Origin of the sequence: Paenibacillus sp. FSL R5-0912 (assembly GCF_000758605.1) — a bacterium.
GTDB lineage: Bacteria > Bacillota > Bacilli > Paenibacillales > Paenibacillaceae > Paenibacillus_AQ.
Map to the genome: position 1 here is coordinate 5,254,633 of NZ_CP009282.1, position 20,249 is coordinate 5,274,881.

Annotated in this window: 19 protein-coding genes; 10 read left to right on the forward strand and 9 right to left on the reverse strand. The window is 54.7% G+C overall.

Annotated features, from left to right (window positions below; all coding sequences use genetic code 11):
- Positions 1-78: 78 nt before the first annotated feature.
- The 3 genes from R50912_RS22425 to R50912_RS22435 form a co-directional block, all read right to left on the reverse strand.
- Positions 79-360, reverse strand: coding sequence for a Dabb family protein (locus tag R50912_RS22425; protein ID WP_042237998.1), 282 nt, complete (start codon positions 358-360; stop codon positions 79-81).
- Positions 360-1,484 (reverse strand): DNA alkylation repair protein, encoded by a 1,125-nt coding sequence (locus tag R50912_RS22430; RefSeq protein ID WP_042238000.1) that lies wholly within the window; start codon positions 1,482-1,484, stop codon positions 360-362. Before R50912_RS22430 ends, R50912_RS22425 begins: the two co-directional genes overlap by 1 nt.
- Before the next feature lie 336 nt (positions 1,485-1,820).
- Positions 1,821-2,351, reverse strand: coding sequence for a hypothetical protein (locus R50912_RS22435; protein ID WP_042238001.1), 531 nt, complete (start codon positions 2,349-2,351; stop codon positions 1,821-1,823).
- Between the two features lie 258 nt (positions 2,352-2,609).
- On the opposite strand from R50912_RS22435, the gene R50912_RS22440 reads away from it, so the two are divergent.
- Positions 2,610-2,837 carry a hypothetical protein gene (locus R50912_RS22440; RefSeq protein ID WP_052416612.1) on the forward strand — a complete coding sequence of 76 codons (228 nt, stop codon included), beginning with the start codon at positions 2,610-2,612 and terminating at the stop codon, positions 2,835-2,837.
- A gap of 148 nt (positions 2,838-2,985) precedes the next feature.
- Here the strand turns inward: R50912_RS22440 and R50912_RS22445 are convergent, their stop codons facing one another.
- Positions 2,986-3,234: a hypothetical protein gene (locus tag R50912_RS22445; RefSeq protein ID WP_042238005.1), complete on the reverse strand. Its 249-nt coding sequence runs from the start codon at positions 3,232-3,234 to the stop codon at positions 2,986-2,988.
- 187 nt (positions 3,235-3,421) lie between these two features.
- Between R50912_RS22445 and R50912_RS22450 the strand changes: the two genes are divergently transcribed.
- The 6 genes from R50912_RS22450 (at position 3,422) to R50912_RS22475 (ending at position 10,647) form a co-directional block, all read left to right on the forward strand.
- A complete protein-coding gene (locus R50912_RS22450) occupies positions 3,422-4,417 on the forward strand; it encodes a LacI family DNA-binding transcriptional regulator (protein ID WP_081956602.1) in 996 nt (331 codons plus the stop codon).
- 182 nt (positions 4,418-4,599) lie between these two features.
- The gene (locus R50912_RS22455; RefSeq protein ID WP_081956603.1) at positions 4,600-6,021 is read left to right on the forward strand and encodes a tagaturonate reductase; all 1,422 of its coding nucleotides are present in this window, start codon (positions 4,600-4,602) and stop codon (positions 6,019-6,021) included.
- 29 nt (positions 6,022-6,050) lie between these two features.
- A complete protein-coding gene (locus R50912_RS22460) occupies positions 6,051-7,538 on the forward strand; it encodes a UxaA family hydrolase (protein WP_042238011.1) in 1,488 nt (495 codons plus the stop codon).
- Between the two features lie 35 nt (positions 7,539-7,573).
- Positions 7,574-8,998: a glucuronate isomerase gene (gene uxaC / locus R50912_RS22465; protein ID WP_042238013.1), complete on the forward strand. Its 1,425-nt coding sequence runs from the start codon at positions 7,574-7,576 to the stop codon at positions 8,996-8,998.
- A gap of 13 nt (positions 8,999-9,011) precedes the next feature.
- Positions 9,012-9,698: a rhamnogalacturonan acetylesterase gene (locus R50912_RS22470; protein ID WP_042238015.1), complete on the forward strand. Its 687-nt coding sequence runs from the start codon at positions 9,012-9,014 to the stop codon at positions 9,696-9,698.
- Positions 9,699-9,804: 106 nt separating this feature from the next.
- Entirely contained in the window at positions 9,805-10,647 is an 843-nt protein-coding gene (locus tag R50912_RS22475; RefSeq protein WP_042238017.1) for a sugar phosphate isomerase/epimerase family protein, read from the forward strand.
- 160 nt (positions 10,648-10,807) lie between these two features.
- On the opposite strand, the gene fucU is transcribed toward R50912_RS22475, so the two are convergent.
- From fucU to R50912_RS22495, 4 genes are read right to left on the reverse strand one after another with little or no spacing between them, the layout of a single operon-like run.
- Complete coding sequence (gene fucU, locus R50912_RS22480) at positions 10,808-11,248, reverse strand: L-fucose mutarotase (RefSeq protein WP_042238018.1); 441 nt, start codon at positions 11,246-11,248, stop codon at positions 10,808-10,810.
- A 33-nt stretch (positions 11,249-11,281) separates the two neighbouring features.
- Complete coding sequence (locus tag R50912_RS22485) at positions 11,282-11,932, reverse strand: class II aldolase/adducin family protein (RefSeq protein WP_042238020.1); 651 nt, start codon at positions 11,930-11,932, stop codon at positions 11,282-11,284.
- Complete coding sequence (locus tag R50912_RS22490; RefSeq protein ID WP_042238023.1) at positions 11,932-13,419, reverse strand: rhamnulokinase; 1,488 nt, start codon at positions 13,417-13,419, stop codon at positions 11,932-11,934. Before R50912_RS22490 ends, R50912_RS22485 begins: the two co-directional genes overlap by 1 nt.
- 29 nt (positions 13,420-13,448) lie before the next feature.
- Entirely contained in the window at positions 13,449-15,215 is a 1,767-nt protein-coding gene (locus R50912_RS22495) for an L-fucose isomerase (protein ID WP_042238025.1), read from the reverse strand.
- Positions 15,216-15,548: 333 nt separating this feature from the next.
- Here R50912_RS22495 and R50912_RS22500 point away from each other — a divergent pair, with 333 nt between their 5' ends.
- Positions 15,549-16,319, forward strand: coding sequence for a DeoR/GlpR family DNA-binding transcription regulator (locus tag R50912_RS22500; RefSeq protein WP_042238027.1), 771 nt, complete (start codon positions 15,549-15,551; stop codon positions 16,317-16,319).
- Between the two features lie 166 nt (positions 16,320-16,485).
- Here R50912_RS22500 and R50912_RS22505 read toward each other — a convergent pair whose 3' ends face one another.
- On the reverse strand, positions 16,486-17,337 hold the full coding sequence (locus tag R50912_RS22505; protein WP_231637689.1) for an MBL fold metallo-hydrolase: 852 nt from the start codon (positions 17,335-17,337) through the stop codon (positions 16,486-16,488).
- A 302-nt stretch (positions 17,338-17,639) separates the two neighbouring features.
- Between R50912_RS22505 and R50912_RS22510 the strand changes: the two genes are divergently transcribed.
- Together R50912_RS22510 and R50912_RS22515 are read left to right on the forward strand one after the other, a co-directional pair.
- Positions 17,640-17,981, forward strand: a complete 342-nt coding sequence (locus tag R50912_RS22510; RefSeq protein WP_042238030.1) for an antibiotic biosynthesis monooxygenase family protein — start codon at positions 17,640-17,642, stop codon at positions 17,979-17,981.
- 302 nt (positions 17,982-18,283) lie between these two features.
- Positions 18,284-20,221: an NAD(+) synthase gene (locus R50912_RS22515; RefSeq protein ID WP_042238033.1), complete on the forward strand. Its 1,938-nt coding sequence runs from the start codon at positions 18,284-18,286 to the stop codon at positions 20,219-20,221.
- Positions 20,222-20,249: the final 28 nt, after the last annotated feature.

The following is a 20,249-nucleotide window of genomic DNA, read 5'->3' on the forward strand; positions in this document are numbered from 1 at the left end:
GTGCAGGTTGGCGCAGGAGGAGGTTGCGGATAATCCGCATATCCCTCAAGATTCGCTGAATCCCTGACTTTTACCGAATCAGGATTCATAACAGAAGGAACCTGCCGACTGCAGAACACCAGTAATGTACTCCGAAACCCTGACATGCACCGGATGAACCAGATAGGCTTCCAGATCCGCCATGCTCTCATATTGCACAATCAGCATCAGATCGTAAGAGCCGCTGCGGACATCCACCTCCACCTTCAATTCATGGATTTGGCCGATTTGACCACGCATGCCCAGCAGCACTTCACGGGTTTCAGCAATGCGCTCCGGGCTGTTGTCCTTCAGCTTGATTAACAGATTATTCGTAATCATTAAACCGTTCCCCTTTCATTCTGAGGTTCGAGAAGCAGTGATGTGCTTGCCGCTTCGCGGCCATTTACCAGCAGCGTCACGGTATGTTGTCCGGGATAATGCCGGCGGGTGGTCAGGTCGGCCCAGCGGTGCGTCCGTACACCAGCCAGTCTGGAACCCCCGGGGACTGTTTTGTCTGACAACAGAAAGAGCTTGCGGGAGGTCTTTCCTCCTGCCTTCACGAAGTCTATCCCGTATTCGATGCGGATACGCACCGGTTCACCTTCCCGGATGGTGAGGGCATACTGCAGTTCGCAGTGGTCACCGATCCGCAGCTCAGCCGGTTCTGCCGCGAGGACAGCAGCGGTGACCAGCGGCGCACCGCTCTCTTCAGGAGCATAACCGAACAGCTCCATAATCTCCGGGGCCGCCTTACGGATCAGCGACCGGCAGCCATGCCGCACAATCCAGTCCGTATTCACATTGTTGCCTTTCCAGCGGCGGGCTGTGTCAATGACGACAGCCGGATGATCCTTCGCGATATCGTTCAGATTGTTGGCCACACTCTTGCGTACATAGAGCGACGGGTCCGCCTTCAGCTTCTCCAGCAGCGGCAGCACCGGGGACGGATCGCGCTTGAACATCGGCAGCGCCTGGCCCCATGGAAGACGGGGCCGGCTGCCTTCGCTGGCCAGACGCCGCACATGCTCATCCGGGTGCTCTGCCCAGGCCAGCATCTGAATCATCATCCGCTGCGGGTCCCGCAGCATGAACGGCCTGACGGCGAACTCTGCCGAGGATTTCGGCGTGAACCGTTCCAGCGCCGCCGTGGACAACTCCCAGTGCTCCTCCCTGCCGCCGAACACCTCGACGAAATCAGGGAAGATCAGATACGGAAACCCGACACAGTCTTTATCGATGGCGTACAAAATATCTAATGCTTCTTCATAACGCGATGGCAGGAATGCCCCCAGAGTCTCTGTGATCCGCCGCATCCGCGCCTTAAGCTCCAGTTCCTCCCAAGGCTCTTTCATTGCCGCAGCGGTGAAGTCCTCCGCATCAAATGAACCGTATACGGCATGGATCTTAGTGCCGAGGCTGCGCAGGAATTCCTTGTTGTACATTGCTTTTAATGGTTCCGCCATCCTATGATTCCTCCTGCTGATTGTGTTCAGATCACTTGTCAGAACAGCGTAACATAACAAACTGGACAGCCTTATGTCACGTTAAAATGATTCCCGTCCAATACCTTGGCACGGCTTAATAAAATATGCCCAACGACAGCGCCATCCTGCTCGGCAACAATGGACAGCTCCGGCACGAACTCCTCCGAAGCTCTGATCCGCTCAATCAGCCTGGATTCATCCTCCCGGTTCCGAATGCCTTGACATTCAGTTCAAATACTTGACTATAATCCTGCGCCGCTGTCTCGGTTCTTATCTGCATCTGAGTTTCCCCTTCCATAATAACGGTTATGCCGGTCAGTTAATCAGGCGCTCCACTTCTTCAATGCTTTTCTTCGCCCGGCTGTTCAGCGCCCGCTTGTCCTTGAGTCCGAGCTGCTGCAGCTCATGGCCGGGGTCTGTCACCAGCGGCTGTGTTACCACACTTTCTAGCAGTTGCACGGCGATCCGGCAGGCGCTGAAAAGCAGTTCGCGGGTAATTACTATTTTATGGGCGCGGATGATGTCTACCAGAGCTTCTGCATACATCAGTCTGACTATACTGTCTGCGCTCATCAGGTTGCGGGAGGCGAAAGAAGCTGTCTTGTCCACAATGACCGGGTCCTGATAGTTCTTGGACAAGGCTTCAAGCCCGGCAACAGCCTCCCAGTCCCTGATCGACAGACGCCCGCACCCTTCCGCGATCATCTCCTGAAACCATTGAAGCTCCATTTCCCGGACAATGCCATATTGTTTGTACTGCTTAAGGGCACCATCACGGTGCATTTGGGCCGGGCTGCCCAGATACCGGATGAATATCTCCCGTGCTTGCCGCGTTTCTGCTTCCATACTGCCCTCCACCTTATTTGCTATATTTTTTTGTTCACCATAACCATTAACGCCAGGGTAGTATAAACCGTCTTTCTCCCAACACTCACGAGGGAACAGCCACCTTCATCCTTCGTCCGGCCTTCAAGCACAATTCCGGGAAAATTTTCAACTATTTCAGAAAAGAAATCCTATTTTCAAAACCCGCTATGTGTCGTAGAATAGTGCTTAAGATTCTTCAACGTTATATTCATATTACAAATGGAAGGGGCTGGGATTATGCCGCAGACACTGGTCCAAAATGCTGATTTCTGGGTTGCCGCTTTATCGCAGACCTTCGTGTCCGCCTTGCAGCTTGACCCCGATGGAATGTACTCCCAGGTTGGAGTCGGAATTGTAGAGAAGTTCTCCGAGGAATATGTGCGGCTCAAAAGATTCGACGGCACTGTCTCGCATTATGCCCGCGATATTACCAAATTCCAGCACAATCAAGCCCCACGCCGCTAACAGGTCTATGCTGTACTTTCCCCTTTTGGCCGGAGTTCTCCTGCTTGGGGGAAGTGAATTCCAATTGGATTCCCCACAATGGGCCGATACCGCTACAGCCTGCCCGATGTCATTTCCTTGCCCTGCTCTGTTCGCTATAATCAGGTTCTCAAGCATCAGCTTCCGGCCGCCGAGGAACAGTGTAGGGTGTAGCAGCGCCTTGGCTTGTCTGTTCATGGTCATTACCACTTACCCGATGCCCACTATTAAGATTGGACCGGTATATTCTTACCGCCTCTTCATACACACCTGATATAATATACAGGGTCACCGGCTTCTCCAGCGGATCCCGTTCAAGTTCATCCACCGCTCCCTTGATACTCTGGTAATCGCAAAAGTCCCGCTTGCCCACCAGCATTGCTTCGTCCCCCCTGAAGAAACAGGTCCTGTTCAAACCGGCATTCTTTGTCACGTAAATTATACCGCCACTTCACAGTAATATTCCAGATAAATTTTAACGTGTGCATTTCAATAATGTCTTGACTTGATGCGGTTGTAGCACTAAACTGAAATCGTTAACAATTCTATTTTCCCGGAGAGATATTATGATTACTATCAAAGATATTGCACGCGTCGCCGGCGTCTCCCACACGACTGTATCCAGAGCGCTGAACGGCAGCCCGCTGATCAAGAAAGTCACCCGGGATAAGATTGAGCGAATCGCCGCGGAAATGAATTATGTACCGAATTACAGCGCCAAGAGTCTGGTTACGAAGAGATCATTCACCATCGGGCTGTTCTTCTCAAGCATTGAGCAGGGTACTTCAGCAAGCTTCCTGGTTGATGCGGTCAAAGGCATTACGCATATCCTGGATGAGAACTACAATCTGACCGTTAACGGAATAGACGGTGTCCATAATTTCAGCAATATTCAGCCCCAGCGTTTCGACGGCATTCTGGTCATGAGCCAGAGTGATGAGGATAATGCCTTCATCTATCATGTGAAGAAGATGGGCATACCGCTTGTGGTGCTGAACCGCCATCTGGAGGACCCGGGCATTATGAATGTTGTAGCCAATGACCGCGAAGGCGTAAAGGAAGCGATTGATTACGCTGTGCTTCAAGGGCACCGGAAGCTGGCCATTATTGAAGGGAAGCCCGGCTTCAAATCGTCAAGCGAACGCAAGCAAGGGTTCATGGACAGCCTGATTGCAGGCCGTCTGGCGCTTAATCCCGATTATTTCGCTTCAGGAGATTACAGCATCGAGAGCGGCTATGCGGCAATGACCGCGCTGCTCAGCCTTGAGGATCAGCCTACGGCTGTATTCTGCTCCAACGATGATATGGCCATTGGCGCGATGAACGCCTGTTATGCCCATAAGGTAGATGTGCCGGGACAGATATCCCTGATTGGATTCGACGATATTATGTTCGCCCGTTATACGAATCCTGCCCTGACCACCGTCCGCAAGCCCATTGCGGAGATCAGTGAGCTCGGTATGAAAATGCTGATTCAGCTGTTGCAGCAGCCCGAAACAGAGCCGCAGCAGCTATTCGTCAAGACCGGCCTCATGGTACGCGATACTGTCGCCAAGATCTGAGTTGAGTGCTGGTTCTGCGCAGTGAATTAACCCGCACGTGCCGGGCTCCCCGGCTTGCCCCGCTTTGTATTTTCAGCAGACACGAATAACGTCTTACAATGACGCATTTCAGGGTTTGCTCTAAATAAAATGTTAACGTGTGCATTTATGATATTATACTTTAAAAGGAGATCATGACCATTATGACAAACCGTTTATCCAGAAGTACCCACCCGGGGTTAACCCTGCATCCTGAACGGATGATCCAATTCGGCGAAGGCAACTTTATGCGCGCCTTCGTGGACTGGCAGCTGCAGCAAATGAACAATCTTGGCCTGTTTAACGGAAGCGCCGTACTGATTCAGCCGATTGAACAAGGACCCGGGGGAGTCGGCGGATTCATGGCCGCCCAGGACAATCTCTACACCGTGCTGCTGAACGGCATTATGGATAACCAGACGGTCAACACGCGGGAAATCATTTCTTCGGTCAGCCGCGTTATTAACCCTTATAGCGATTACGGGAGTTATCTTGCGCTTGCAGAGAATGATGAGCTGGAATTCATCACCTCTAACACTACGGAAGCCGGTATTGCCTATCTTCCGGGCGACCGTGCAGACGGCACGCCGCCGAAGAGCTTCCCTGGCAAGCTGACTGCGCTGCTCCACCGCCGTTTCGAGCTAGGCAAAAAAGGCTTCGTCATCATCCCCTGCGAGCTGATCGACCGCAACGGTGAGAAATTGCAGGAAATTGTTCAGCAATACGCCGCTGACTGGAATCTGGGCGGGGAATTCCTGCAATGGCTGAAGGAGGAGAATACCTTCTGCTGCAGTCTGGTTGACCGGATCGTTCCGGGTTATCCGTGCGATAAGGCCGCTGAGCTGGAAGCTGAACTGGGATATCTGGACTATGTGATGGTTACTTCCGAGCCTTTCCTGTTCTGGGTCATTGAAGGGCCGGAATCACTGGCTGAGCGGCTGCCGCTGGCCAAGGCCGGACTGAACGTTATAGTCACTCCTGATATGACGCCTTACCGCGAACGCAAGGTTCATCTGCTGAACGGGCCGCATACGGCAATGGTTCCACTGGGTTTGCTGGCGGGTCTGGAAACCGTTGAGGATGTTATGAATGACGAAACATTCTCCCGCTTCGTGAAGCAGCTGATCGAAGACGAACTGATTCCTATGCTGGATCTGCCTGCTGAAGAGCTGCTATCCTATGCGGATGCCGTGCAGGAACGGTTCAGAAATCCGTTCATCCGCCATGAGCTGACTTCCATCTCGCTGAACAGCATCTCCAAATTCAAAACCCGGCTACTTCCAGTGCTGCTCCGCTACCAGCAGGAACGCGGCAAGCTTCCGGAGCGGATTACGCTCGCCTTCGCCGCCCTCCTGCTCAGCTACCGCGGTGACCGGGTGCCGCTGCAGGACAGTCAGGAAATCCTGGAGACTTTCACACAGGCATGGAGTGATCCGGCAAGCTTCGCAGGCACCATTCTCAGCAACACCAGCCTGTGGGGACAGGATTTGTCCTTGCTGTCCGGACTCACAGCTGAGATTAACGCCCATCTTCAGCAGCTGGAGCAGCACGATTCCCGCGCCGCTCTGCAGCAGCTTGTCGGCTAGGAATAACTATCAAACTTAGGAGGGTCAACATGAAGCACTTAATGAAAATGAATCCCAGAGATACAGTAGCTGTAGCCCTGCGGCCGATATCGGCCGGGGAGCAGCTTACCATAGACGGCTTGACGCTTCAGGCAGCCCAGGATATTCCGCAGGGCCACAAGATTGCCCTGACCGGTTTCCAGACTGATGAGGTTATCACCAAATACGGTTATCCTATCGGCCATGCCATCGCTCCAATTGCCGCAGGGGACTGGATTCATACGCATAATATCAAGACCAATCTGTCCGGCGAAGAGGAATATGAGTATGTGCCGGATGTTCATCAGGTTACGTATCCCCGCCGTGATCTGACCTTCCAGGGCTATCGCCGGAGCAATGGCAAAGTCGGCATCCGTAATGACCTGTTCATTATCCCGACCGTCGGCTGTGTGAACGGGATTGCCGAGCAAATGCTGCAGGAGTTCAAGGCTGAGCATCCCGATCTCGGCGGCTTCGATAACTTCACGGTACTGAAGCATCCTTACGGCTGCTCGCAGCTCGGCGATGATCACCGCATGACCCGCAGTATTCTGCTCGACGCGGTCAACCATCCGAATGCCGGAGGGGTGCTCGTGTTCGGACTCGGCTGCGAGAACAACATCGTCTCCGAATTCCGCAGCATGCTGGGCGATTATGACGAGTCGCGGGTGAAATTCCTGGTTGCCCAGGAGGTGGGCAATGAGGTAGAAGCCGGTCTTGAGCTGCTGGAGCAGCTGTATGAAGCTGCGAAGAACGATGTACGTGAGCCTGTTCCGCTTAGCGAGCTGAACATCGGCCTGAAATGCGGCGGCTCTGACGGGTTCTCCGGGATCACAGCTAATCCGCTGCTGGGGGCGTTCTCCGACTTCATCATCTCCCAGGGCGGAACCTCGGTACTGACGGAAGTGCCGGAAATGTTCGGTGCAGAGAAAATGCTGATGGCGCGTGCAGAAAGCCATGAGGTCTATGAAGAGATCGTCTCGCTGATCAATAACTTCAAACAGTATTTCCTCTCCTACGGCGAACCTGTATACGAGAATCCTTCCCCCGGCAACAAAGCCGGCGGCATCAGCACTCTGGAGGACAAGTCGCTGGGCTGCACCCAGAAGGCTGGAACCTCGCCGGTGGTGGATGTGCTGCAATACGGCGTGAAGCTGCGCAAAAAAGGGCTGAGCCTCCTGCAGGCTCCCGGCAACGATCTGGTAGCCGCCTCCGCTCTCGCTGCTTCGGATTGCCAGCTGGTGCTGTTCACTACCGGACGCGGAACGCCGTTCGGCAGCTTCGTGCCTACGGTGAAGGTGGCCACCAACAACGATCTTTTTGCCAAAAAAGGCCACTGGATGGACTTCAACGCCGGTCCTCTGCTGGAAACACCGATGGCCGATGTACTGGAGGAATTCATCACTTATATCATTGATGTCGCCAGCGGCCAGAAAACACGGAACGAGCAGAACGAAGTGCGTGAGCTGGCTATTTTCAAAACCGGCGTTACGCTATAAACCCTGTCCAAATTCATGTAAGGGAGATCTTATCCATGTTTCTTAATGAAGATTTCATGTTATGCGGCGATACCGCACGCCAGCTCTTTCATCAGCATGCCAAAGCAATGCCGATTGTCGATTACCATTGCCATCTGGACCCGCGCGAAATCTATGAAGATCAACCGTTCGAGAACCTCACCGCAGCCTGGCTCTATGGAGATCATTACAAATGGCGGCTGATGCGCGCGAACGGTGTGCCGGAATCGCATATTACCGGGGACGCCTCCGATTATGATAAATTTCTGGCCTGGGCCCGTACACTCCCGAAAGCCATCGGCAACCCGCTGTACAGCTGGACCCATCTGGAGCTCCGCCGCTTCTTCGGAGTGAATGATCTCCTGAACGAAGCTTCAGCCCCGGCAATCTGGGAGAAGGTGAACCGCAAGCTGGCCGAACCGTCATTCACCCGGCGTGGTCTGATCCGCAGTTCGAACGTCAAGGTAATCTGTACTACGGATGATCCGGCAGACTCGCTGGAATACCACAAGCTGCTCAGAGACTCTGAGACTGCGTTCCAGGTGTTCCCGACCTTCCGTCCCGACAAGGCACTGAACATCGATGCCGAGGGCTTCAGCGCCTGGATCGGCAAGCTGGAGGAAGCTGCAGGCCAGCAGGTCAAGACCTATCAGGCACTGCTTGAGGCACTGAGTAACCGTGTGGACTTCTTCCATGAGAATGGCTGCCGCTTGTCGGACCATGCCCTCGATGTGCTGCGTTACGAGGATGGTGAACCGGAAGCTGCCCAGGCGGTCTTCGCCAAAAGACTTCAGGGCGCTTCCCTGTCACCGCAGGAAATTACCCTCTACCGTACAGAGCTGCTGACTGCACTGATCGGCTTCTACCAGGCCAAAGGCTGGACCATGCAGCTTCATTTGCATGCATACCGCAACAACAACACGCCGATGTTCCGGAAGCTCGGGCCGGATACCGGATACGACGGCATTAATGATCTGCCGCTCACCACACCGCTGTCGAAGCTGCTTGACCGTGCTGAGAGCGGCAGCGGACTGCCGAAGACGATTCTGTACTCGCTGAATCCCGGCGACTACCCAGCCCTGCTGGCCCTGCTGGGCTGTTACCAGAAGGATACCGCCGGCAAGCTCCAGCTCGGCTCCGGCTGGTGGTACAACGATACGCGCAGCGGTATGCGCCAGCAGTTGACCCTGCTGGCTGAGGGCAGCCTGCTGGGGAACTTCGTCGGCATGCTGACCGATTCACGCAGCTTCCTCTCTTATACTCGGCACGAATATTTCCGCCGGGTGCTCTGTGAGCTGCTCGGGGAACTGGTGGAACGCGGCGAGGCACCGGATGACATAGACTTACTGGGCGCTATGGTAGAGGATATCTCCTACAATAATGCAGCAGGCTATTTCGGCTTCCAGACCTCCGGCAGCTCTGTGGAGGTTACCACCCGGTGAAGGAGTGCTGAAGATGCCAACTATTTATATTGCCGGCGATTCTACCGCAGCCCGGAAGGCGGCCTCCGAATCGCCGATGACCGGATGGGGAGAATTTCTGCACAGGCATGTAGGACAGGAGATGCGGATTGAAAACCGGGCAGTGAACGGACGGAGCACACGCTCCTTCCTGGCTGAAGGCAGGCTTGCAAAGATCGAGCAGGACTTCCAGGCTGGAGACTTCCTGCTGATCCAGTTCGGGCATAATGACCAGAAGATCGAAGATCCGGCGCGTTATACGGATCCGGATACCGAATACCGCCAGAATCTCAAGGTGTTCATCGATTCCGCCCGCAGCCGCGGCGGGTTCCCGCTGCTGTTAACCTCTGTGAGCCGCCGCCGCTTCACAGCGGAGGGTGACCCTGATCCTGAGGCTGTTGGACCTTATCCGCAGGCCATGCGCGAAGTTGCAGCAGAGACCGGAACACCGCTGCTCGATATCTTCGCCTCCTCCCAGCAGCTCTATCGCTCAATGGGAGTACACGCTTCGATACAGCTGTTCATGCATCTGCCGCCGGGCAGTCATCCCAACTACCCGGACGGGATCGCGGATGACACTCATTTCTCGCAGGCTGGCGCACAGCGGATCGCCTCGCTGGTTGCGGAAGCAATGGAACAGACTGCGGGACTCTCAGCACTGCAGCCTTACTTGCGGGTATAGCGCAAGTAAGCCGCTTCACTTGATGACTCAAATTGGCCGCCATGTGCCTTTGCGGACACAGGCGGCCTTATTTGCGGGAAAATTGCAGAACAAAGGAGTAAACCATATGACCGTTCCGTTTCATCTCGGCGTCCGCGCCCATGATTTCAACCCGTGTCCTTTGCCGCAGCTGATTCAGAAGCTGGAAGAGTACAGCTTCTCCTCTGTTCAGTTCGCGCTGCATAAGTCCTTTCCGGAGAGTGCGCCCAGACTCAGCGCACTCAGTCCCGGAACGGCTGCCTATTATGGCGAAGCCTTCAGGCAGGCCGGCATCAGGATTGCCGTGCTCGGCTGCTATGTAAACATCATCGATCCTGATCCCGAACGGCGCGCACAGGCATTGAACGATTTTCATGCCCATCTGCGGCTGGCCCGTGATTTCGGGGCGAGTCTGGTAGGTACCGAGACAGGCAGTGTTGGAAATGGATATACGCCGGATAATTTCACGGAGGAAGCTTTTGAACAAGTTGTGGCTTCTGTTAAAGCAATGGTTGCGGAAGCAGAGCGTTTCGGGGTAACGGTCGGCATCGAGGCAGGGATTAACCACCCGCTTCATACGGCTCAGCTGACCAGAAGGCTGTTGGACGAAGTGGCCTCCAATAATCTGCAGGTTATATTCGATGCCGCTAATTTGATAACGCCGGATAACTATTTACAGCAGGAGAGTATTGTTGCAGAGGCTCTTGAGCTGCTGGGTGACCGGATTGCCGTTCTGCATCTGAAGGATTTCACGCTCAGGGACGGCAGGATTGAGATCGTCCCAGCAGGAGAGGGACAACTGAACTTCGCTCCGCTGCTCCATTACATGAAATATAAGCGTCCCCATATTCAGGGCCTGCTGGAGAGCACCCCCGAAGAGCATATGTGCGGCAGTGCAGAGCTGCTGCGGAGGATGTATAACGAAATATGAACAAGTGCCCCGGCCATATAGCGTACGGGGCACTTGTTTATATTGAATCCGGTTTAGGGGCTGGTTCAATACTAGAAATGAGCAATTAACAGTAATCGGTCGTTCGCTCCGGTCCTAAGTGTGTATCCTTTATCCTGCGACATTAAGCAGACTTGAACCTTTATACCCCGGCATCAGGCGGAATTACGCCTTTTTTGAGAATAATATTCCCGTACAGCGCCTCTTCTCCAGTAACTAAGATGGCATAACTCCGCTTCGAGCGGTCATAGAACTTAAAACGCTCTTCAAACTCTACCTGAGCCGCAGCGTCATGTTTGGCCAGGATCTCCTTATACGTCTCCCATATCACCGGAACCGTGGGGTCTCCCTCCACTACAGCCATGAATGCGGCCTGGGCCGGGGCATAATGATCCAGCGGGAGCAGCTCCAGGATGGCATCCAGCAGCCGGGGAATACCGATTCCGTCTGCTCTTAGCACTCTTGAATGAAGCCCATGGCCCGGGTAATTAGCATCTGCGAGAACCAGCTCATCCCCATGGCCCATTTCCATCAGGGTACGGACCAGTTCGGGGGAGAGCAGCTTGGGTATTTTTTTGAGCATAAGCATCCTCCTTCATTTCTGAGTCGAAGCAGCTTACATGCCGTAGAATGATCTCAAAGCTACCAGTTCCTCGATCCGGTGCTGTGGCAGCTCACGTTCCCCGCCAATCATCCGGGTCAGGAAGGTCAGCTTCGCTGTATACTCAAGCCGCTCCATATTCATGTATGCGCTCATTACGTCCTTGCCCCAGGTCAGGGCACCATGACTTTCCAGCAGTACAGCGGTTTTCTTGCCAAGGAAGGGGATTAGCGAATCCGGAATCTCTTCAGTTGAAGGCGTCCCGTATACCGCCAGTGGAATGTCCCCCATGGCAATCACAGACTCAGGCATCATCATCTTGTCGAGCGCTTCACCCTTGATGGCAAAAGCGGTCGCATATGGCGGATGTGCATGAACTACACCGCCCATCTGCGGCAGCTCATTGTAAATCTTCAGATGCATCTTCACTTCTGTGGATGGCCGGTAGCCTTCCGCAGCTTCAAGGATATCTCCCTGCAGATTCACTTTGACCAGCATATGCGGCTGCAGATAGCCTTTGCTGACTCCTGTTGGTGAGGTGATTACCTCTGTAGCCGACAGCCGTGCCGAGATGTTGCCGTCATTGGCGGCAATAAAGTCCTTATTAAACAGATTGCGGCCGATATCACAGATAAGCCGGCGCAATTCCTCTTCCTTCGTATTCATCATTGTCCTCCTTGATCGCTATGGATAATTGATAAAGCCGGCTGATACCGGACAGGGGCACTGGAACGGGCTACAATTGTTCTGGCTTCGGATGCTTCAATCGCTCCCAGTGCCGTCAATTGCACCAATACGTTGCCGATTGCACTTGCCTCTACCGGTCCGGCAATGATTTCTTTGCCTGTGGCATCCGCTGTAAGCTGGCACAGCAGCTTGTTCTGGATGCCTCCGCCGACCATATGAATGCAGCTGACCGGGCTGCCTGTAAGTGTCTCCAGTTCACGGATCGTGCTGGCGTAAGACTGGGCCAGACTCTCCAGAATGGTGCGGATGATCTCAGCCCGGCTCTGCGGTACAGGCTGGCCTGTGCGGATACAATACGATTCAATCCGCAGCGGCATATCCCCCGGGGTGCTGAAGAGGGGATCGTTCGGGTCCAGAACGGCTATGCGCGCTGTCGACCGGTCCAGCCCCTCAGCAAGCTCTGCCGCCTCCTGATGGCTGAGCGGTTCTCCCGCTTCTGCCCAGCCGCGCTGGGTCTCCTGCAGCAGCCACAGGCCGGTGATATTCTTCAGCAGGCGGTTCGTGCCGCCGAAGCAGCTCTCATTGGTGAAGCCGTAGGCGGCGGCCTCGGCGCTAAGTACGGGCTCCGCAGTCTCCAGCCCGGCCAGCGACCAGGTTCCGCAGCTGATGAAGGCGGCGGAACCTGCCGGACTGGAGAAGCCTCCAAGTCCGTAAGGGATGGAAGCCACAGCGGAAGCTGTGTCGTGCGAAGCCCCGGCAATGACCTTGAGCGGGCCGGAACCAAGCTCTTCCTGCAAGCCTGGCCGAAGTTCGCCAATTACAGTGCCTGCCGGCACCAGCCGGGGAACCAGCTCCACCGGGAGCTCCAGCCTGCGCAGCACTTCGCTTGCCGGAGCAGACGAATCCGGATTCAGCAGGCCGCTGGTGCTCCAGATGGTCTGCTCCGCCACAGCTGTGCCGCTGAACATATAATTGAACAGGTCAGGCATCATCAGCAGCTGACTCGCCTTCCCCCGGAGCTCCGGATTAGCCTGAAGATCGGCAAATAATTGATACACCGTATTAATCGGACTGGACTGGTTGCCCGTCAGCCTGAACTGCTCCTCAGGGGGCAGGGCAGTCTCCAACGCCAAAGCAATCCCCTCCATCCGCTGATCCCGGTAATGATGCGGGGAGTACAGCAGTTCTCCCTCTGCATCCAGGAAGCCATAGTCGACTCCCCAGGTGTCGACACTTATAGACTGCAATGGGCCGCGGGACTTCACGGCCTCCAGAATCCCCTGCTTCATCTCATGAAACAGCTGCTGGACATCCCAGTACAACTGCCCGTCAGCCTCTACGGGCCCGTTAGGGAAGCGGCGGATCTCTTCCACCTCCACCTTCCCTCCAGCATACGTTCCCAGCATGACCCTGCCGGAGCTGGCACCCAGATCGATGGCCAGCAGCTTGATTATCTCTTCGCCCATGTTCTCCGCACCCGCTTCATTTTGAAGATTTAGTAGAGCGGCCCAAAGTTACGGCAGGCTCTGTAGTCAGCACTTTCCAGATCCTCTGTGCCGAATAGCGACCAGACACGCGGCCGGAAAATACGCGATTCCTCCACGTTATGCATACTGACCGGAATCCGCAGGATCGAGGCCAGTGTAATCAGATCGGCTCCAATATGCCCGTAGCTGATCGCTCCGTGATTGGCGCCCCAATTGTTCATCACATCATATACAGACTGGAACGAGCCCTTGCCTGTCAGCTTAGGTGCGAACCAGGTTGTCGGCCAGGTAGGGTCCGTTCTCTGATCCAGCGTATCATGCACTTCTCCCGGCAGCTCCACCGTGAAGCCTTCCACCAGCTGGAGCACAGGCCCGAGGCCCTTAACCAGATTCAGCCTGGCCATGGTGACCGGCATTCCGCCCTTGGTCAGGTAGTCTGTCGAGAAGCCGCCCCCGCGGAAATATTCCTGCGAGGCCGGGCGGAACTGGGTCTGTGCGAGACAGGCAGCCGCTTCCTCATCCGTGATGTCCCAGAATGGCTTGATCGCCGGCTTGCCGTCAATGCTCTGCTCACCGGTTCCGTCCAGTGCCGCTGAACCGGAGTTAATCAGATGCAGCAGACCGCCTGCCGCTGCCCCCTCCAGCTCGTATCCGGTCACACGCTTCACTGCAGCCGGACTCCAGAAGGTACGGACATCGGCAAAAATCTGCGCCGTATTCGTCAGCAGATAATTGAACAGCATCGTGATCCCGTTCAGGCTGTCATTCTCGGTCGCGACAATATAAGGCGCCCGTCTGCCGTTCCAGTCGAACGAGGAGTTAAGAATCGTCTCCATGAAATCACCGTTCGGGAAATGGTCCGTCCATTGACGCTGGCCCTGGAAGCCGCCCAGCAGAGCGTTGTGACCGTTTGCTTCTTCCTCGAAGCCAAGCTTCGCAAGCTCCGGATTGCCGATCATCAGATCGCGGGCAATCAGCGCCATTTTGACACAGGTCTCCCATTGCTCTTCCTTCACTTCTTCGCTGAGCTGCAGATGCTGCGGGTTATTGTCCGCGCCCACCCGGCAGTTGTCCTTCACCCAGGCCAGCGCCCGCCCAAATTCCTCAGGATCATAGATCCCTTCCTCGAATCTCCGGACATATTCAGACATATCGATATACTCATTGCGCATGCCGAGGTACTCCTGGAAGAACTGCTCGTTGACGATGGAACCGGCGATCCCCATAGATACGGAGCCCATCGACAGATAAGACTTCCCTTTCATCAGTGCAGCTGCAAGTGCCGACTTCGCGAACTGGAGCAGCTTGGCCTGCACATCCGCCGGGATCTCTTCGCTGCTGGATTCCTGAACATCCTCGCCGTAGATGCCGAAGGCCGGAATACCCTTTTGCGCATAAGCAGACAGCACTGCTGCCAGATATACCGCCCCCGGGCGTTCCGTTCCGTTGAATCCCCAGACCGCATGCGGAATGGAGGCATCCATATCCATCGTTTCCGATCCGTAACACCAGCACGGTGTCACCGTAATCGATACGCCTACACCTGCACCCGCGAACTTCTGCGCCGCCGCAGCAGCTTCCTTCACACCGCCGATAGTAGAATCGGCAATAATACATTCCACATGCGAACCGTCCGGATAAAATAAATTCTTCTGTAGAAATGCTGCCACACGCTCCGCCATGCCCATCGTCTGGGCCTCAAGCGATTCACGCACCCCGCGTCTTCTGCCGTCAATCGTAGGCCGGATGCCAATCTTCGGATAATTTGCTGTCACTGCTGTTCCTCCCCGGAATGAATAATGGATAAAATAATTACATAGGAGCTGCATACTCCGATTAGTAAGCGCTATCAAATACAGCCCGCAAATGTCTGCAAACTATGGGCATCCTCCGCCGACTAATTATTTTCTTCTCCATCATAGATTTCTAAACCCATAAAGTCAACAATATTCCACACTTTTTATTTGATATTTATGTGGTATTGTGTGATATAATTCAAATGCAGTGTGGGATTATACCCGTTTTAATTATTTAAGTTTTGCAGAAATATGTAGTAAACTAGTTGATATACTATGGCTAGAACTATTTAATCAAGGGTGGGCAACGGGATGAAGGCTTTTGAACGGCGGGATCTGGTAATCAACGAGCTATACAGGCATAAGAAGGTTCACGTAGCGGACCTGGCGCAGAAATTTGGTGTATCGGAGGAGACCATCCGGCGTGATCTCGACCGGTTGGATAAAGAGGGTATTGCCAAGAAGAATTACGGCGGGGCGATTCTGAACGCCCATACCAACGAGGACCCCTCCTACTCCCATAGGCATCAGGTCAACATTGAAGCGAAGCGGATGATTGCCGCATGTCTGCTGGAGCTGATTAGTGACGGGGACAGTGTGATGACTGATACCAGCACAACAGCTTTTGAAGGCTTGCGGAGAATCGTGGAGGACAAAAAAAATCTGACAATCATCACCAATTCCCTGGCGGTATTGTCAGAGTTCCAGCATTCCGGACAGAAGCTCATTTCTACGGGAGGCATCCTGGGGCCGGAGACCAGCTCTTTTGTAGGGCCGACGGCGTCGCAGACGATCCTGAAATATAATGTGGATGTGGCCATCTTCAGCTGCAAGGCGCTCTCCATGACCGGCGGACTCAGTGATTCGAACGAAGCGGAGACCGAACTCAAGGTGCTGATGCAGCAGCAGGCGAACAAAGTTGTGCTCCTGGCCGACCATTCCAAGTTCGACCGGATCGCCTTCATCCGGCTGTTCAGCTTCGACAAGGTCGATTATATCGTCACCGATCAGCGGCCGTCCGAAGAATGGATTGAATTCTTAAGCAAATATCAGGTGTCTTTGCTCTATCCTGCGCTGCAGTAGTGCACACTCTGCACCGGAAGGAGGTGAACCACAGAATGGGGATGATCCAGATTGCTGCAACCTCCGCTCCACTGTGGTTTCCGCCGGTTCTCGCCGCCGTCGGTGTGTGTCTGATTTCGCTTTTGTGGATGGTATTCAAGAAATCGGGCTGATTTTATGAATGCGTTTACTTGGAGTCTGGAGTGCTGTTCTTAAAAGCCTGCGCCGATACATAGACAAACCGTTCGGCTCTGGCCATCATATGGAATTTCTGCTCCGGGAAGTGGCGGTACAGGTGATCGACGAAATATCCCGGATTCTCAGCGTTTCCGGCGAACAGGTCATAATGGAGTGGAATGACCGTCTCAAACCCGCTGGTCGCCGCAAACTCCGCCGCTTCCCGGTAGTTCATATTGCCGACAATATTGCGGCTTCCCCGGTAGTAGTCACGGCCGTTAATCGGCAGCAGCGCCAGATCAATCTTCCGGCTGCCGACTTCCTCAATCAGCTCAGGGAACAGAACCGTATCTCCGGCATGATACACCATGACCCCATTCAGCTGCAGGATGTAGCCGACATACTTGGGGTTTCCCTGTTCATCGCGCTCCAGCTGTTCATGCGCTGCGGCAACAGGGAACACCTGCAGGCCGGGTGCAGGCTCTGCTGCGTGAGCAGGCAATGCTGCGGTTAGGCGCTCCTTCTGTATTCCTAGTCCCTGCAATCGTTCCAGGCAGACCGCCGGAGCCATGAACCGGGCTGCGGGATTGTGCTCTGCAAGCATCGGCAATGCCCGCTCATCCAGATGATCCGAGTGGTCATGGGTGATCAGACATACGTCCATATTGGTAATCTCCGCAGGCGGAATCGGCGGTGGGAACGTCCGGTCCGGGTCAGGAGAGACATAAGGATCAATATAAACGGTCACCTCTGCCCCTTTGATAATCACACTGGCTTGTCCCAGAAACCAGACGGCCAGACAGCCATAGGGCACCTCGGTCGCCCGGACTTCCTCGATCAATTCTTTTCCTGTTAACGGCATGTACATGCCCTCCCTTCTTCTCGGCAAAATTCTACCCCAAAACCAGCGTGCACGCAAACGCAGCGAGCAGGCCCGTGGCTTCAATCGCGGATTTTGCTCCTCCGCCCGTTGTCTTACCGCTGCATAATCCCTTCCCTGACATCCCGCTTCTGTGGACCGGCGCTTGCTTCAAGCAGCTCTGACAGGCCGGTTCGTCCGCCAGGCTATACATCCGGATCATAGATACACTACTATAGATAAAGAATTAGATAATAAAATAGATAAATGAAATAGCAACATTCCAATCAAATGGAGGGAAAGTCATGAGTGAAATTGCCAACACACCAGAGCCCCCTTATTATGCCGTGATTTTCACATCTGAACGGACAGACGGGGATAACCAATATGCGGAGATGGCCGAGGAAATGGATAAACTCGCAGCCGCCCAGCCTGGATTTCTCGGAGCAGAAAGTGCCAGAGAAGGTCTAGGTATCACCGTCTCTTATTGGGATTCGCTCGAAGCTATCCAGCAATGGAAGCACAACGAACGGCATCTGGTCGCCCAGAGCAAAGGGATTGCGGACTGGTATCTGACCTATAAAACAAGAATCTGCAAGGTGGAAAGAGATTATGGATTTGAGAAGGGGAGCCCCCCGGTCCGTTAGTCCACCCCAAAAATTAATGGTAAGGTACCGGCTGAATCCCGCATTGAAATTAGCAGCTGCCCGGCAAATGCGCCTCCGTTCATGATCAAGTGGAGAAAATCCACCTATTGCCTGCCGCCAACGCCACCACACTCACTCCTGCCAACTGCCAATGCTGTGATTTCCTAATCTATCAAAAAGCGCGTCCCGTTCGGTTGCTGCTTATTGCTGCAAATCCCCGCTTGTTACCGATGCCATTTCATGGGTACAATATTTAGATAGTGTACTTCTACTAAAGGACAGGTAAAGGACAGGTGAAATGCATGCAGAATCACGGATTCGCGCGAGTCGCTGCCGCTTCCCCCGAGCTTAAGGTGGCCGACTGCGTATTCAATTCCGAACAAATTATTGAAGTGATAAATAATGCCGCGGCACAGGAGGTGGAGTACCTGGTACTCCCGGAACTATGCATCACGGGGTACACCTGTGCGGATCTGTTCCTGCAGCCCAAGCTGCTGGATGCCGCCACGGAGGCTCTGCTCCGGATTACTGCCGCAACGGCAGAATATACAATGATCGTTATTGCCGGTCTGCCTATCTCCATCAAGAGCCGACTGTTCAACTGCGCTGCTGTCATCCAGCAGGGTCATATTCTCGGGATTGTCGTGAAGACCTGCATTCCCGGTTATAGCGAATTCTATGAGCCGCGCTGGTTCGCGGGAGCTGAAGAGCTGGAAGTGGCAGAACTTCGGATCGGCGGAGCTGTAGTACCGATCGGTAATGATCTGATTTTTGCCTGCGAGAGTAACGGGAATTTGTCCTTCGGCGTTGAGATCTGCGAGGATCTCTGGGTTCCTGTTCCGCCAAGCAGTCTCCTGGCCCAGGCCGGGGCCACGCTGCTGTTCAACCCGTCTGCCAGCAATGAGCTGGTAGGCAAGGCCGATTACCGCCGCCAGCTGGTGGGCAGCCAGTCTGCTTCCTGTGTGGCCGGTTATGTCTATGCCGGCTGCAATACCGGTGAATCTACAACGGATGTTGTCTTCGGCGGGCACTCGCTGATCGCGGAGAACGGCCAGCTGCTGGCCGAGTCTGAACGCTTCACCCACGAGAGCCGGATGATCACCGCCGACATCGACCTGCCGCGGATTCAGTATTCCCGCACCGTGATGGGCACCTTCCGGGCCGGCAAAGGCGGCCGCAATTACCGCGAGCTGCTCTTCACTTCTCCAGTCCGCGAGAATAGTAAGCGGGAGCTGAAGCGTACAGTAGGTGTCAATCCGTTTGTCCCTGGCAATCCATTGCAGCGCGACGAACGCTGTCAGGAAATCCTCTCCATCCAGACCTCCGGCCTGATGAAGCGTATCCGTCACATCGGCACCAAGCAAGCCGTAATCGGCATCTCCGGCGGCCTTGACTCTACGCTTGCGCTGCTGGTAGCTGTGCGTGCTATGGAGCTGCTCGGGCGTCCGGCCAGCGATGTGCTTGCCGTCACGATGCCTGGCTTCGGCACGACGAACCGGACCTACGACAATGCCGTCGGCCTGATCAAAGCGCTCGGCGCCTCGCTTAAGGTCGTTGATATCAAGGCTGCCTGCCTCCAGCACTTCGAGGATATCGGCCATGACAAAGATGTGCATGACCTGACTTATGAGAATGTCCAGGCCCGGGAGCGTACGCAGATTCTGATGGATCTCGCCAACAAAAACGGCGGCATTGTCATCGGAACCGGCGATTTATCCGAGCTGGCGCTAGGATGGTGTACCTATAACGGCGACCACATGTCGATGTACAGCGTGAATTCAGGCATTCCGAAGACACTGATCCAATATGTCGTCGCCTGGTATGCGGATCATGAAGCCGATGAGACGGTGGGCAAGTTCCTGTACAGCATCATCGAGACCGGAATCAGCCCGGAGCTGCTGCCGCCATCGGCAACCGGAGAGATCGTCCAGCTCACCGAGAATATTCTGGGGCCCTACATTGTGCATGATTTCTTCCTGTATTACATGCTGCGCACAGGGGCTTCTCCCGGCAAAATGCTCTACCTTGCGCAGCACGCTTTCGGTGAGGCCTACCCTAAGGAGCAGCTGGTCGCTTGGCTGAAGGTGTTCATCACCCGCTTCTTCACCCAGCAGTTCAAGCGCTCCTGCCTGCCGGACGGACCGAAGGTGGGTACCGTCAGCCTCTCGCCGCGCGGCGACTGGCGCATGCCGAGTGATGCTTCCGCTGCACTCTGGCTGCGGGAAATCGAAGAATTGTAATCACCGCCCGGGCGCTGGTGAGGACGCT